Source organism: Pandoraea morbifera (assembly GCF_902459575.1).
In the GTDB taxonomy this organism is placed as follows: Bacteria; Pseudomonadota; Gammaproteobacteria; order Burkholderiales; family Burkholderiaceae; genus Pandoraea; species Pandoraea morbifera.
Window position 1 is genome coordinate 173,485 of sequence record NZ_CABPSD010000003.1, and the last position, 13,876, is coordinate 187,360.

The 13,876-nt window shown below is 65.8% G+C and carries 12 protein-coding genes; 2 read left to right on the plus strand and 10 right to left on the minus strand.

Translation table 11 applies throughout. From position 1 onward, the window contains the following. Nucleotides 1-163 precede the first annotated feature (163 nt). The 3 genes from dksA to PMO31116_RS06935 all read right to left on the minus strand — a co-directional run bounded on the left by dksA (nucleotide 164) and on the right by PMO31116_RS06935 (nucleotide 2,647). Nucleotides 164-583, minus strand: a complete 420-nt coding sequence (gene dksA / locus PMO31116_RS06925) for an RNA polymerase-binding protein DksA (RefSeq protein WP_023598079.1) — start codon at nucleotides 581-583, stop codon at nucleotides 164-166. 389 nt (nucleotides 584-972) lie between these two features. After that, nucleotides 973-2,061, minus strand: coding sequence for a CobW family GTP-binding protein (locus tag PMO31116_RS06930; protein WP_150566076.1), 1,089 nt, complete (start codon nucleotides 2,059-2,061; stop codon nucleotides 973-975). A 91-nt stretch (nucleotides 2,062-2,152) separates the two neighbouring features. Then, nucleotides 2,153-2,647, minus strand: a complete 495-nt coding sequence (locus tag PMO31116_RS06935) for a Fur family transcriptional regulator (RefSeq protein ID WP_150566077.1) — start codon at nucleotides 2,645-2,647, stop codon at nucleotides 2,153-2,155. A 147-nt stretch (nucleotides 2,648-2,794) separates the two neighbouring features. Here PMO31116_RS06935 and PMO31116_RS06940 point away from each other — a divergent pair, with 147 nt between their 5' ends. After that, nucleotides 2,795-3,670 carry a DMT family transporter gene (locus PMO31116_RS06940; RefSeq protein ID WP_150566078.1) on the plus strand — a complete coding sequence of 292 codons (876 nt, stop codon included), beginning with the start codon at nucleotides 2,795-2,797 and terminating at the stop codon, nucleotides 3,668-3,670. A 23-nt stretch (nucleotides 3,671-3,693) separates the two neighbouring features. Here PMO31116_RS06940 and PMO31116_RS06945 read toward each other — a convergent pair whose 3' ends face one another. From PMO31116_RS06945 to PMO31116_RS06965, 5 genes are all read right to left on the minus strand, one after another. Next, on the minus strand, nucleotides 3,694-4,908 hold the full coding sequence (locus tag PMO31116_RS06945; protein WP_150566079.1) for a class I SAM-dependent rRNA methyltransferase: 1,215 nt from the start codon (nucleotides 4,906-4,908) through the stop codon (nucleotides 3,694-3,696). Between the two features lie 178 nt (nucleotides 4,909-5,086). Continuing rightward, on the minus strand, nucleotides 5,087-6,130 hold the full coding sequence (gene xerC, locus PMO31116_RS06950; RefSeq protein WP_150566080.1) for a tyrosine recombinase XerC: 1,044 nt from the start codon (nucleotides 6,128-6,130) through the stop codon (nucleotides 5,087-5,089). Next, on the minus strand, nucleotides 6,130-6,798 hold the full coding sequence (locus PMO31116_RS06955; protein ID WP_150566081.1) for a DUF484 family protein: 669 nt from the start codon (nucleotides 6,796-6,798) through the stop codon (nucleotides 6,130-6,132). Before PMO31116_RS06955 ends, xerC begins: the two co-directional genes overlap by 1 nt. A 152-nt stretch (nucleotides 6,799-6,950) precedes the next feature. Then, nucleotides 6,951-7,802, minus strand: a complete 852-nt coding sequence (dapF, locus tag PMO31116_RS06960; RefSeq protein WP_150566082.1) for a diaminopimelate epimerase — start codon at nucleotides 7,800-7,802, stop codon at nucleotides 6,951-6,953. A gap of 42 nt (nucleotides 7,803-7,844) precedes the next feature. Further along, the gene (locus tag PMO31116_RS06965) at nucleotides 7,845-8,741 is read right to left on the minus strand and encodes a lipid A biosynthesis lauroyl acyltransferase (RefSeq protein ID WP_150566083.1); all 897 of its coding nucleotides are present in this window, start codon (nucleotides 8,739-8,741) and stop codon (nucleotides 7,845-7,847) included. A gap of 186 nt (nucleotides 8,742-8,927) precedes the next feature. Between PMO31116_RS06965 and metK the strand changes: the two genes are divergently transcribed. After that, the gene (gene metK, locus PMO31116_RS06970; protein ID WP_150566084.1) at nucleotides 8,928-10,106 is read left to right on the plus strand and encodes a methionine adenosyltransferase; all 1,179 of its coding nucleotides are present in this window, start codon (nucleotides 8,928-8,930) and stop codon (nucleotides 10,104-10,106) included. A 168-nt stretch (nucleotides 10,107-10,274) separates the two neighbouring features. Here the strand turns inward: metK and PMO31116_RS06975 are convergent, their stop codons facing one another. Then, a complete protein-coding gene (locus tag PMO31116_RS06975; protein WP_425494778.1) occupies nucleotides 10,275-11,639 on the minus strand; it encodes a coniferyl aldehyde dehydrogenase in 1,365 nt (454 codons plus the stop codon). 226 nt (nucleotides 11,640-11,865) lie between these two features. Continuing rightward, nucleotides 11,866-13,539 carry an acyl-CoA dehydrogenase family protein gene (locus tag PMO31116_RS06980; protein ID WP_150566086.1) on the minus strand — a complete coding sequence of 558 codons (1,674 nt, stop codon included), beginning with the start codon at nucleotides 13,537-13,539 and terminating at the stop codon, nucleotides 11,866-11,868. Nucleotides 13,540-13,876: the final 337 nt, after the last annotated feature.

Sequence of the window (13,876 nt, forward strand, 5' to 3'; positions counted from 1 at the left end):
GCGTTGCACGCAAGCCACAGTCGCGGGCAGGCCGACGGCCGGTCGGCGGCGATGACGAAATAAAAAAGGCATGTCGTGCAGACATGCCTTTGGCAAACCGAGGGGCCCGACGACCTTGCGGCTGCCGCCACCGCGCGGCATCGGACCGGATTGCGCGTGCGGATCAGTCGCCGAACAGCTTCTGGCGCAGTTCGCGGCGCTCCTGCGCTTCGAGCGAAAGCGTGGCCGTCGGACGGGCAAGCAGACGCGGCACGCCAATCGGCTCGCCGGTTTCCTCGCACCAGCCGTATTCGCCGGACTCGATGCGGGCGAGCGACTGCTGGACCTTCTTCAGCAGCTTGCGTTCGCGATCGCGGGTACGGAGCTCCAGAGCGTGCTCTTCCTCGATCGTGGCGCGATCGGCCGGATCCGGCACGACGACGGTTTCGCGAAGGTTTTCGGTCGTCTGACCGGCATTGCGCAGAATTTCAGCTTGCAGATTTTCCAGACGATCCTTGAAGAAGGCGAGTTGTTCTTCGTTCATGTAGTCCTTCTCGCCCATCTTCAGAATTTCGGCCTCGGTCAAAAGTCTTTTCTTGCTCATGGGTTTTTGTGGCGTCTCTTTCGGATAGTCCGGCGACGCCCCTGCAGCGGGTGGGACGTCTTGCTTACCGGCGATGCCGCGGGCGGCTTCTTGGGTTACGTTCCTGCCGGACGATTTGGGCACCCCCTTTTTGGCGGCAGCCTTTTCGCCCGTCTTCGAATTGCCTGCTGGAGCACGCTTGGCGCCCGCGTCCGGCGCCGGTTCTGACCGGCGCGTGGGGCGTGCGGTGGCAGTCTTGCGAGAGGCGGTGGCCATGGAGGTGCTCCCCTGCCTACCCTCCGGAATGCCGCGTCAACTCGCTGGCGGCAGCCCAGTGGGCAGGTATTGTAACCGAATCGCTCGACGGTCCCGGTTAAGGGGTTTCCCGTCGCTCGGCTCGGCAGTCCCGTTCAGACCAGACAGCGCTCCAGCCCTTGCAGGATGATGTCTTTCGGCAGCTCGGCACCAATGAACACCATCTTGGTGTTCGGCGTCTCACCGGGTTGCCATTTCGCGCCCACGTCGCTGCCCATCATCTGGTGCACGCCCTGGAACACGACCCGGCGGTCGATGCCACGCATGTTTAATACGCCTTTATAACGCAATAAGCGTTCGCCGTACACCTGCAGGATGCTCCCGAGGAAATCCTCGAGCTTTGCCGGATCGAATGCCTTGTCGCTACGGAACACGAACGACTTGATGGCGTCGTCGTGGTGGGCGTGGTGGTGATGGTGGTGATGGTGGTGCCCGTGGTCGTGCCCTTCGTGGGCGCACTGGCCATGATCGTGATCGCAATGGGCGTGATCGTGGTCATGGTCGTGGTGATCGTGGTCGTGCGAATGATCGTCGGCCGCGAGGAATTCCGGATCGATGTCGAGCTTGTCGTTCAGGTTGAAGCCGTGGATATCGAAGATCTCCTTGAGGTCGGCCTGCCCGAAATCGACCACCTGCTGCGGCGCGCGCGGGTTCATGTGTGCGAGGCGGTGCTTCAGGTCGTCGAGCGCCTCGGACGTGATCAGATCGGCCTTGGTGATGAACAACCGGTCGGCGAAACCGACCTGACGCTGCACCACTTCGTGCTGATCGAGCTGCTGCTGGCCGTGCTTGGCGTCGACCAGGGTGATGATCGCGTCGAGCCGATAGGTGTCGGCCACCTCGTCGTCGATGAAGAACGTCTGGGCCACAGGGCCCGGGTTGGCCAGTCCCGTGGTCTCGATCACGACCCGGTCGAATTGAATCGTGCCGGCATCGCGCTGGCTGTTCAGGTCCGACAGCGCCTGCACCAGGTCGCCCCGGATCGTGCAGCAGATGCAGCCGTTGCTCATTTGCACGATCTGCTCGGCGTTATCCTGCACAAGGATGTCGTTGTCGATGTTCTCTTCGCCGAACTCGTTCTCGATGACGGCAATCTTCATACCGTGCGCTTCGGTCAGGATGCGCTTGAGCAGCGTGGTTTTCCCGCTGCCGAGAAAGCCGGTCAGGATGGTGACGGGGGTCATGAATGCAATGTCCTGTTGTGATGCGGCGTACCCGGTGCCGCCGGAATGTCACTTACTGTACCCGAGGTGACGAAAGGCGGCTTGGGACGCGTCAGTTGGGGGCACCCGCGCACTGCGCGCAGGTGCCGTGAATCAGCAGCTCGACCTGTTCGCCCACGAACCCCTTGGGCAGGCGCTTGAGTTCGCGCTCACTCAATTGGGGATGCTGGGGCCAATCGTCAAGGCAGAAAGTGCGATGGCAGCGGACGCAACGGAAATGACCGTGCTGCGTGTGCGGCCGGGGCGAAGCCGCGCGCTGGGGGTCGACGTGCTCCGCCATGACGAAGCGGAAAATGCGGTCGTCGCCTGCCTGCTTGATGGCCCAGCCCTGCGCGACAAGCCAGTCGAGCACCCGATAGGCCGTCACGCGGTCGAGCGGATCGGCGTCGGTAGCCAGGTCGGCCAGCACTTCCTGATGGGTGAGCGGGCGGCCTGCCTTGAGCAGCAGCGCCAACACACGGACACGCCCCGAGGTCACGCGGCCCGATTGCTCCTGTAAGCTCGCGCGGGCAGCTTCCAGATACGGTTGTAGTTGAGTAAGGCTCATGAATCGATTTAAGCACACCCCCGTGAGCGCTGCAACCGAGTTGCAAAAACTGTCGATTCCGAGGCAGTCTCGAGGAAAAAGGCGTCATCTTGACCGAAAGCGGGTGTGCGATGCGTCATACAATTGACGCAAAAATCCCCCGCCGCCATGTCGCCCACCGCTCTCGCCCTTGTCGTCACCGCCGCATTCCTGCACGCCACCTGGAATTTCCTCGCCAAACGCATCGACACGCGCGAAGGGGGCGGCCCGCAGCTCGTCTTCATGTACGCGCTCTCCACGGTCGTGCTCTATACCCCGCTCGCCCTGTATTTCCTGATCGGCTCGCATGCCGACTGGCCGAGCGCGCTCGGCTGGGGCGTCATCGCGCTGAGCGCCTTTCTGCATTACGGCTACACGCTGGTGCTCCAGCGCGGTTACCGGGTGGGCGACCTGTCGGTGGTGTATCCGCTTGCGCGCGGCACCGGCCCGCTGCTGTCGTCGCTGGGTGCCATCGTGCTGCTCGGGGAGCGTCCGGGCTGGCTCGCGCTCACCGGCATCGCTCTGGTGGTGGGTGGCGTGCTGATCATTGCGGGCGGCGAGCGCCTGTTCCGGCGCGGCAGCATGCATGCGGGCGCCGGCTGGGGCGTGCTGACGGGCGGTTTCATCGCGGCCTACACGCTCGCCGACGCCTACGCCATGCGCACCCTGCTGCTGGCTCCGCTCGTCTATTACTACCTGGAAAACGTGCTGCGCGTCGCGCTCTCCGCGCCGGCGGCCTGCGCGCGGCCGGCCCGCATGGTCATGCTTTGGCAGGCGAACTGGCGCAAGATCGTGCTGATCTCCCTGATCTCGCCCATGTCGTACTTTCTGATCCTCACGGCGCTGAAGTACGCCCCGGTTTCGCACGTGGCCCCGGCCCGGGAGATGTCGATGATGATCGCCGCGCTGCTCGGTGTGCGCGTGCTCGGCGAGGGTGAAATGCACCGCCGTATCGGCGGCGCCGTCCTCATTGCCCTCGGTGTGGTGGCGCTAACGCTCGGCTGACGCCCCCACAAAGAAGTGATTGCTTACATGCGTTGCAACCAAAGTCCCTTGAGGTATTCACCTTCGGGGAACTGGGTCAGCATCGGGTGATCCATGCCGGCGGAGAGACGGCGCAGAATGCGCGCGTCGACACCGGCGTCGACGGCCGCGCCGGCCACGATCTTCTGGAACAGGTCGGCGTCGATGGCGCCCGAGCATGAGTACGTGAGCAACTGGCCGCCTTGACGCAGCAGCTTGAAGCCGGCCATGTTGATGTCCTTGTAGGCGCGTGCGGCACGCTCCACGTGATGCGCCGACGGCGCGAATTTGGGCGGATCGAGCACGATCATGTCGAACGTGCGGCCCTCGTCGCGCAATGCGCGCAACGTCTTGAAAACGTCGGCATCGCGCCACTCGGCGCGGGCGGCGTCGAAGCCGTTGAGTTCGACGTTGCGCGCGCCGATCGCCAGGGCCTCGCCAGACGAATCGATCGACAGCACGCTTTGGGCGCCGCCGGCCAGCGCCGCCAGCGAAAACCCGCCCGTGTAGCAGAAGCAGTTGAGCACGTCGCGGCCTTTGGCCTGTTGCTGCACGAGCAGACGGTTGTCGCGCTGGTCGACGTAGAAGCCGGTCTTGTGGCCGTTGCGCACGTCGACGTAATACTTCACGCCGCACTCGTGGGTGGTCAGCAGGTCCGGCGCCTGCGGCGGCTCGGCGCCGGCCAGCACGCCGGTGAGGCTCGGCAAGCCTTCGCGCTCGCGCACGGCGGCGTCGGAGCGCTCATAGACATTGGGGCAGCCGGTCGCGCCGACGAGGGCGTTCACGATGGCGTCCTTCCACGCTTCCACACCGGCGGCCATGAACTGGCACACGAGTTGATCGGACACCGGTGCGCCGGGCGCCGACTGGTAACGGTCGACGATCAGTCCCGGGAGCCCGTCGGCCTCGCCGAAGATCAGGCGCGTGGCGCCCGTGTCGCGCACCATCTGCTGCCGATAGGCGAGCGCGGCGCTCACGCGGCGCTTGAAGAACGCGTGATCGACCGGCTCGCCCTCGTCGAACGTCCACACGCGGGCGCGAATGGCCGAGACCGGACTGAAGGCGGCGCGGGCGAGGAAGCGACCGTCCGCCGCGCGCACCACGACCGTTGCGCCGGAAGTCGGCTTGCCGTCCACGCGCGCCACGGCGGTGGCGTAAATCCAGGGGTGGCGGCGCAGCAAGGACTTTTCTTTGCCGGGCTTGAGGGTCAAGGTATTCATGCGGGACGGACCAACGGTTGCATTCGGAGTGGCGGCAAGTCGCAGGGCACGGCTGGGCGGTCTCGCGCGAGTCAATCGACCAACGGAACGATGCCGACGCGCACGACGCGGGTCACCTGCCGGACTTGCTGGGGAAGGACGCGATTCTACACCGACTCGTGCCGCCGGCCGGAAAGCCTCAGGGCTTCTTGCGCGAGCGCGGATGCGCCTGGTCGTAGACCTTGGCGAGATGCTGGAAGTCGAGCTTGGTGTAGATCTGTGTCGTGGAAATGTTGCTGTGCCCGAGCATTTCCTGAACCGCGCGCAGATCGCCGGAGGACTGCAACACATGCGTGGCGAACGAGTGGCGCAGCATGTGCGGATGCACGTGCGTGGGCAGGCCGGCCGCCAGCGCGTGACGCGCGAGCCCCTGCTGCACCGCGCGCGCGCCGATGCGCTTGCCGCGTGCCGACAGGAACAGCGCATGCGGCTCGGCGGTGGCGAGCGGCGCGCGCACGTCGAGCCACTGGGCCAGCGCCTGCGCCGCTTTCTCTCCCACGGGCACCCGCCGACGCTTGTTCCCCTTGCCGGTGACGACCACTTCGCGCTCAGGCAGGTCGAGCCAACTGATCGAGCGGTAACTGTCGGCATCGACGTAGCGATGGTCCAGGCTCGTGAGCTCGGAGAGCCGCAGCCCCGACGAATACAGCAATTCGAACATCGCGCGGTTGCGCACCGCCTCCGCCGACGTGCCGGACTCGAACTCGACGAGCGCCGACGCCTGATCGGGCGAGAGCGCCTTGGGCAACGGCTTGGGCTGCTTCGGCGCGCGCACGCCTTCGACGGGATTCGCGGCGAGCGCGGCGCGCTGCGCGAGCCATGCGAAGTACCCGCGCCACGCCGAGAGCTTGCGCGCGATGGAGCGACCGACGAGGCCCTCGCCGTGCAGTTGCATCACGAACCGGCGAATGTCGCCGTGCTGCAGAGATTCGAGCGCACGACCGCCCGCCAGGCGCTGCAACTGGCGCAGGTCGCGCGTGTAGTTTTCCAGGGTGAGGCCGGCGAGTTTGCGCTCGCTGGCCAGCGACGTGAGATAGGCGCGAATGCCGGGTTCCAGCGGCGCCGTACCGGCGGGCGTGCGATCGGAGGCAGTACCGGCCGTCGCATGGGACGTGGCGGATGCCACGGTGCCGGCTGGCGCGCGGGCTTGCGACTTGCCGGACGCGGCCTGCCGGGTGGACATCAGTCGTGCGCGCGCAGCTTGCCCAGCGCCGCGCCGGCCAGCTCGCCGATCTGCGTCAGGAAGTCGGTCGCCATGCCCTCGTGGAAACGGCGCGCGTCTTCCGAGCCCATCACGAGCAGGCCGAAGACCGGCCCGTCGGTGACCTGCGGGTCGCGAAGCGCGAGCAACGCCACCGACGCGGGATCGCTCGGCGCCCCCAACCACGTCACGGCTTCGAAACCGGTGTTCGCGCCGCAATACGGCGTGACCAGACTCGACGCGAAGATCTTCACTTCCTCGCTCACGCTGCGGGCGAAATCGGCCGGCTGATAAGGCGCGGCCACGTTCCACAGACGCACGGCGGCATACGGCACGTTGAAGACGTCGCGCAGGCCACGGGCAATTGCCTCGGGCAGCGCGTGCGGATCACGCTCGCCGAGCAGACCGAGCGTCCAGCGGTGCAACTTGGCCGAGATGTCGTCGTTCTCGTGGCCGTAGCGCATCAGTTCGGCGAGGCGCCGCTCGATCTGCTTGGTCTTCTCGCGCTGCATCTCGATCTGGCGCTCCTGCAACGACACCGCTCGCTGGCCGTGCGGGCTGGTGAGCCGCACGCCGGCCAGCAATTCGGCATGGCGCTCGAAGAAGTCGGGATGCGCGATCAGGTATTCCGCAATATCTCGGTCGTTCATGAGTGTCCGTCTGCTGTTCGTCAACTGCCACGTACCGCCCCTGAGCTCAGGGAGGGCCGGCGGCCGCCTGGGTCGCTAAATCAGAATTCGTCAGAAACCAAATATCGTACAGTCCTGCCGGGCCGTCAGGTCCAACGCAACGGCGTCGCCTGTCAGATCTCGATCGTGCCCTCGAAGACCGTGGCGGCCGGCCCCGTCATGATGACCGAACCGCTCTCGCCATCCCAATCGATGGTGAGCGTGCCGCCGTGCGTCTCAATCGCGACCGGTGCGCGCAGCAGCCCGCGACGGATACCCGCCACCGCCGCGGCGCACGCGCCGGTGCCGCACGCAAGCGTTTCGCCCGCGCCGCGCTCGTACACACGCAGTCGTGCCTGGTGCGGCCCGACCACCTGCAGGAAGCCGGCATTCACGCGACGCGGAAAACGGGCGTGTCGCTCGACGAGCGGACCGTCAGTCGCGACCGGTGCGGTGTCGACGTTGTCCACGACCTGCACGGCATGCGGGTTGCCCATCGACACCACGGAAATCCACGTGGTCTTGCCGGCCACGTCCAGCGGCCAGAGCGTGTCGTCACCCTCGCGGCGACCTTGCAGGCCGGCGGTGTCGAACGGCACGTCCGACGGCGTGAGGATCGGTGCGCCCATATCCACGCTGACCTGTCCATCCTCGCGCATCGTGAGCGCGATCACGCCTTGCTGCACCTCCACGCGCACCGAGCGCTTGTCGGTCAGCCCGGTGTCGCGCACGAACTTCACGAAGCAGCGCGCGCCGTTGCCGCAATGCTCGACCTCGCCCCCGTCGGCATTGAAGATGCGGTAACGGAAGTCCACGCCGGGCAGCGTCGAGCGCTCCACGAGCAGCAACTGATCGGCGCCGACGCCAAAATGACGGTCGGCGAGCGCACGCCACTGTTCCGGCGTGAAATCGATGGTCTGCGAGATGCCGTCGATCACGACGAAGTCGTTCCCGGCACCTTGCATCTTGGTGAATTTGAGCTTCATGCCGCTATTGTAGTGGAGAAGGTCGACGCGCATCCGGTGCCGTCAATACACCCCGGGCTGGCCCTCTGGCCGCGTCTTGAAGCGCTTGTGCACCCAGTAGTACTGCTCCGGCATCTTCAGGATCTGCTCCTCGAGGAAGGCGTTCATGCGGCGCGCGTCGGCCGCCGGGTCGCCGCTCGGGTAGTTTTCCCAAATCGGAAAGACTTTCAAACGATAGCCCTTGTAGTTGGGCAGCACCTCGCCGATGAAGGGGAGGACCTGGGCGCGGCCGACTTCGGCCAGCCGCGAAACCGACGTCAGGGTGCACGTCGGTACGCCGAAGAACGGCACGAACACCGAATTGCGCGCGCCATAGTCCATGTCGGCGGCCAGCATGACGGGCTTGCCTTTGCGGAACATGCGCAGCACGTCGCGGGCGCTGTCGCCGCGCGGAATCATTTCGGCGTCGAACCGCCCGCGCTGCTCGCGCGCCATGGCGTCGAACGCCGGATTCGACATCGGCGTGTAGAGCGACGCGCACGGCCGGTCGAGCAGGTAGTTGATGAATACCGAGGCCACCTCGATGCCCACGAAGTGAAACCCCAGCAGGATTGTCGGCGGCATGTCAGGGGCCTTGAGGTCGACGGCCGAATCGACTTCGATGAGCCGCTCGAGCTTCTTGCCGTCGGCGAACCACTGCACGCTGCGCTCGGCGTAACTGCGAATCGCATGCACGAACGACGCCTTGGCGACGCGCTCGCGCGTGGCGTCGTCCCAGTGCGGAAAACACAGGCGCAGGTTGGTGTGCACAACTCGCTTGCGCGAGCTCGGAATGGCGTAAAGCAAGCGCCCCAGCGCCGCGCCGAAACGCGCGACCCAGCTGTAGGGCAGCAAGTTCAGCCCGCGCAGCAGGCCGACGCTCAGGTAGTACCCGACGGATTTCTTGGTAATGGATGCCATGTCGCAAGCAGGATTTCTTCAGGGGCGTATAATAAGCGACATCGCCGAGTTAACTGACAACTTGCGGGGCGATTCGGGTGAGCGACCTTACCGGCAGCGCATCCGACCAATTTTCCGCTAAAGCGTCGCCGCTTCGCCTCCGATGACGGCAACGTGAGTCGCCAAATTCGTATTGAGGAGCCAGAAGTGGCGAACGATTATCTTTTTACCTCCGAATCCGTCTCTGAAGGCCACCCGGACAAGGTTGCCGATCAAATCTCCGACGCCGTTCTCGACGCCATCCTGACGCAGGACAAGTACGCACGTGTTGCCGCGGAAACGCTTTGCAACACGGGCCTCGTCGTGCTCGCCGGCGAAATCACCACGTCCGCCACGGTGGACTATCAGCAGGTGGCGCGCGACACGATCCGCCGCATCGGCTACGACAACACCGACTACGGCATCGACTACAAGGGTTGCGCCGTGCTGGTGGCCTACGACCGCCAGTCGCCGGACATCGCCCAGGGCGTGGACCGTGCGCATGACGACAACCTCGATCAGGGCGCCGGCGACCAGGGCCTGATGTTCGGCTATGCGTGCGATGAAACGCCGGAGCTGATGCCGCTGCCGATCTACCTGTCGCACCGTCTGGTGGAGCGCCAGTCGCAAGTGCGCCGTGACGGTCGTCTGCCCTGGCTGCGTCCGGATGCCAAGTCGCAGGTCACGATCAAGTATGAAAACGGCCGCCCGCACAGCATCGACACGGTCGTGCTCTCGACGCAGCACCATCCGGACATCGCGCTGGACGCGCTGCGCGAAGCCGTGATCGAAGAAGTCATCAAGCCGGTCCTGCCGGCCGACCTCATCAAGGGTGACATCAAGTTCCTGGTGAACCCGACCGGCCGTTTCGTGATCGGTGGCCCGCAGGGCGACGCCGGCCTCACGGGTCGCAAGATCATCGTCGACACCTATGGCGGCGCCGCGCCGCACGGCGGTGGCGCGTTCTCGGGCAAGGACCCCTCGAAGGTCGACCGCTCGGCAGCCTACGCCGGCCGCTACGTCGCGAAGAACATCGTGGCCGCCGGCCTGGCCTCGAAGTGCGTGATCCAGGTCTCGTACGCCATCGGTGTGGCACGCCCGACGTCGGTGATGGTCAACACCTTCGGTACCGGCAAGATCAGCGATCAGCGTATCGCGGAACTCGTCGAAAAGCACTTCGATCTGCGCCCGAAGGGCATCATCCAGATGCTCGACCTGCTGCGCCCGATCTACGAGAAGACGGCCGCCTACGGTCACTTCGGCCGTGAAGAGCCGGAATTCTCGTGGGAAGCAACCGACCGCGCCGACGCCCTGCTCGCCGACGCCGGTCTGCGCGCCGTGGCCTGAGCCGAGTTGCACCCAAGCTGGCCCCCGCCAGCCGGCGCCGAACGACACAACCCCCGCCCGGGTCACCCCGGCGGGGGTTTTGTCTTCACAGGCCGGCGACTGCGATATGGCCGCAATATCGCTGCGTGATCACCGCGCCACGGCCGGTTCGCGATCCGGGCGCCACGCTCATCGCAGGAATCGCCGGATCAGCATGCCGAACGCCTTGCCGTAAGGCGGATTGAGCAGCGCGGTGCCGTTCCAGCGCGACTGCCGAAAGATCGGTTTCTCCTTGGAGAACGTGCGAAAGCCCGCTTCGCCGTGATAGCCGCCCATGCCCGACGGCCCCACTCCCGCAAACGGCAGGGTGTGCTCTGCCACGTGCAGCAGCGTGTCGTTGATCGTCACGCCACCGGAGAGCGTGTTCCGTACCACGTGATCGATGCGCGTATCGTCGGTATCGAATACATAGAGCGCGAGCGGATGCGGTCTCTCGTTGACGTAGGCGATCGCCGCGTCCAGATTGTCGTAGGGCACGACCGGCAGCAACGGCCCGAAAATCTCCTCTCGCATCACACGCATGCCGTCGTGCACGCCCGTGAGTACCACCGGAGGCATACGCCGGCGCGCCGCCTGCGGTTCCGCGTCGAAAAGCGCGTGTGCCGTGGCACCCTGCGCCGTCGCCTCGTTCGCCAACCCGGTCAGGCGCGCAAAATGCCGGGGCGACACGATGCTCGTGTACTGCGGATTGTCCACCGCGTTCGGATAAAGCCGAGCTGCCGTCCGCCGCGCGCTCGTCACGAAGGCGTCGAGCTTCTCGCGCGGCACCAGCACGTAGTCGGGCGCGATGCAGGTCTGCCCTGCATTGACCAGCTTGCCGAACATGATGCGCTCCACCGCATGGTCCCAGCGTGCGCCCGGGCCGATGATGGCCGGCGACTTGCCACCAAGTTCCAGTGTCACCGGCGTGAGATGCTCGCTTGCCGCGCGCATCACGTGATGCCCGATCGAGGTCGCGCCGGTAAACAGCAGATGATCGAACGGCAACGTGGAGAATGCGCGGGCGATCTGTGCGTCGCCGGTCACCACCGTCACCCATTCTGGCGCAAACGTATCGGCCACGGCCGCCGCGAACACCTCCGCAAAACGGGGCGTGATTTCCGAGACCTTGATCATTACGCGATTGCCCGCCGCCAGGGCGTCGGTGAGCGGGCCCACGGCGAGCAGCAGCGGATAGTTCCAGGGCACGATCACCCCGACGACGCCTAGCGGCTGCGGTACGACCGACCGGCGTCCCGGCAGCAGCCACAGGTGCGCCCAGCCGTGGGCGCCCCGCATCCAGCGCCGCGTGTGCGCCAGCGCATGCTTCAGGTTGCCGTGCGCCGGGAACAGCTCGAGCATGTCGGTTTCCTGCGACGAGCGTCCGCCGAAGTCCGCATCGATGGCAGTGGCGAACGCGTCGCGATACTTGTGCAGCATGGCCTGAAGCGCCTCGAGCTGACGCTTGCGCATCGGCCAGTCGACGTGCGGCGACGCGTCGTGCGCGCGCCGCATGGCGTCGAAGCGCGGCAACAATTGCGCGCGTGCGATGTCGTCGTCGACCGAGGTATCGAGTGTCATCGGCGTCGCCTCGTGCAGCCCGCCCGGTTCGTGGTGGTGACCCATGCCCTGCTCCTCCCTGCCCGCACTGCGATGCGGGATTGCATCGTGTCGCGGCGTTGTTATGTCGATCTGTCTTGTCGTGACGTCCGATAAACCGTATGCCGGTAACCCATTCGTGTCAGCCCGCTGCCCCCGGGAACGCCCGGTCGAGCCACGCACGCTGCACCGCCTTGGCAAGCGTGTCGGGCATCACCCCGTAGACACGTCCGCCCTGCGTGGCGAAACGGCTCTCGATGAAGCCGTGCGCGAGCGCGATCGGGGCGTGTTCGAGCAGCAATGCCGCCTGCGCGAGCAGCACGATCTGCTGCGCGATGGCGCGCGCGCGCACCGCGTGCGTTGCCGGATCGGCGGCCAGCCACCCATGGAGCTGCGCCAGCGCCGCGCGCAGCACGGCATGCGAGCCCACGCGTTCGGTCAGCCATTCGAACCAGCGTTGCGCGACGTCGGGCTCGCGACCGATCGCGCGCAACACGTCGAGACACATGACGTTGCCCGAGCCTTCCCAGATCGAGTTGACGGGCGCCTCCCGGTACAGCCGCGCGAGCGGCCCCGCTTCCACGTAGCCATTGCCGCCCCACACTTCCATGCATTCGCCGGCCAGTTCCAGCGCGCGCTTGCATACCCAGAATTTCGCGGCAGGCAGCACCACGCGCCGCCATGCGCGCTCGACGGGCGAGTCGTCGTCAGCGGCGCTCGCATCGAACGCACGCGCGAGTCGCATCGCCAGCCACGTCGCCGCCTCCGATTCGAGCGAGAGATCGGCGAGCACGGCCGTCATCAGATCCTGATCGACGAGCTTCGCGCCGAACGCCGCGCGATGCCGCGCATGGTGGATCGCCTGGACGACGCCGGCGCGCATCATGGCCGCGCTGCCAATCACACAGTCGAGCCGCGTGTACGTCGCCATCTCGATGATGGTGGGCACGCCGCGCCCCGCGGCGCCCACGCGTGTACCGTACGCGCCCAGAAACTCGACCTCGCTGCTGGCGTTCGATCGATTGCCGAGCTTGTCTTTCAAACGCTGCACCTGCACGGCATTCTTGCCGCCGTCAGGACGATACCGGGGAACAAAGAAACACGAGAGCGCATCGGTGTCGCCCTCGCGCGCGAGGACCAGATGGGCGTCGCACTGCGGCGCCGAGAAGAACCACTTGTGGCCAACGAGCGAAAACTCGCCGCGACCGCCGTCGGTCGCCACCGTCGTGTTGGTGCGAACGTCGGAGCCGCCCTGTTTCTCCGTCATCCCCATGCCGACCAGCATCGCGTGCTTCTGCGCGAACGGCACGTCGCGCGGATCATGCTGCGGCGCGAGCAGTTTGTCCTTGATCGCGGGGAACAGCGCGGCTTCCTTCATCAGCACAGGAATGCTCGCGAACGTCATCGTCGTGGGACACAACGCGCCGGCTTCATTCTGCGCGTGCAGGAAATACGACGCGGTGCGCGCCGCCATGACCCCGCCGCGCGGATTCGCCCAGGGCAGCGACTGCAATTGTGCACCGCGCAACAAACCCATCAGGGCATGCCATGCCGGATGAAACTCGACGTGGTCGATGCGATTGCCTCGAGCATCGAACGACTGCAGCTCCGGTTCGTGACGATTGGCCGCCTGCGCCCACTGCTGCACTTCCGCCTCGCCCAGACGCGCGCCCTGACGATGCAGTTCCTTCGCGTGCCAATCGGCACCGAAGACGGCCACGGCGGCCTGCAGCGCCGCGTCGGTCGCGTAAAGGTTGTAGTCGACGAGCGGCGGCACCTGATTGGTCACGTCGTGGGTCTGCCAGGCTTCAGTCATCCGTGTCTCCATGGGTCATGTATCGGACGGTCACCCGAGGCGATCGTTTCATCATAGCGGTTGGCGTCGAATGTTCGCAGAAATTAGAGGAATGCTTCACTTGCCCCCCGCGCACACGGTTTGTCTGCCTACAATGAGTGCCGCCGCGAATCAACACTGCAAATCGACACTGCAAATTGACGCCGCAAGGTACGGCCGCGAAGTGCCGCCCATCAGAGGTGCGCTCGCCGCCGGTCGCGCGATGCGCAGCGTGGCATCACGCACGAAGAAAAGCACCACGACAGGTCGAACGACACGCCGTGCGGAGCGAATCCGTCGGCGCAAAAAAAGCGGCCGG

Bases quoted from the DNA above. Each gene is read 5' to 3' on its own strand.
- PMO31116_RS06975 (WP_425494778.1), bottom strand. From the start codon at position 11,639: ATGCGGCGCGCGCACGACGCGTCGCCGCACGTCGACTGGCCGATGCGC.
- PMO31116_RS06930 (WP_150566076.1), bottom strand. From the start codon at position 2,061: ATGACCCCCGTCACCATCCTGACCGGCTTTCTCGGCAGCGGGAAAACC.
- PMO31116_RS06935 (WP_150566077.1), bottom strand. From the start codon at position 2,647: ATGAGCCTTACTCAACTACAACCGTATCTGGAAGCTGCCCGCGCGAGC.
- PMO31116_RS06955 (WP_150566081.1), bottom strand. From the start codon at position 6,798: ATGAACGACCGAGATATTGCGGAATACCTGATCGCGCATCCCGACTTC.
- PMO31116_RS06945 (WP_150566079.1), bottom strand. From the start codon at position 4,908: ATGAATACCTTGACCCTCAAGCCCGGCAAAGAAAAGTCCTTGCTGCGC.
- dksA (WP_023598079.1), bottom strand. From the start codon at position 583: ATGAGCAAGAAAAGACTTTTGACCGAGGCCGAAATTCTGAAGATGGGC.
- dapF (WP_150566082.1), bottom strand. From the start codon at position 7,802: ATGAAGCTCAAATTCACCAAGATGCAAGGTGCCGGGAACGACTTCGTC.
- xerC (WP_150566080.1), bottom strand. From the start codon at position 6,130: ATGTCCACCCGGCAGGCCGCGTCCGGCAAGTCGCAAGCCCGCGCGCCA.
- PMO31116_RS06940 (WP_150566078.1), top strand. From the start codon at position 2,795: ATGTCGCCCACCGCTCTCGCCCTTGTCGTCACCGCCGCATTCCTGCAC.
- PMO31116_RS06980 (WP_150566086.1), bottom strand. From the start codon at position 13,539: ATGACTGAAGCCTGGCAGACCCACGACGTGACCAATCAGGTGCCGCCG.
- PMO31116_RS06965 (WP_150566083.1), bottom strand. From the start codon at position 8,741: ATGGCATCCATTACCAAGAAATCCGTCGGGTACTACCTGAGCGTCGGC.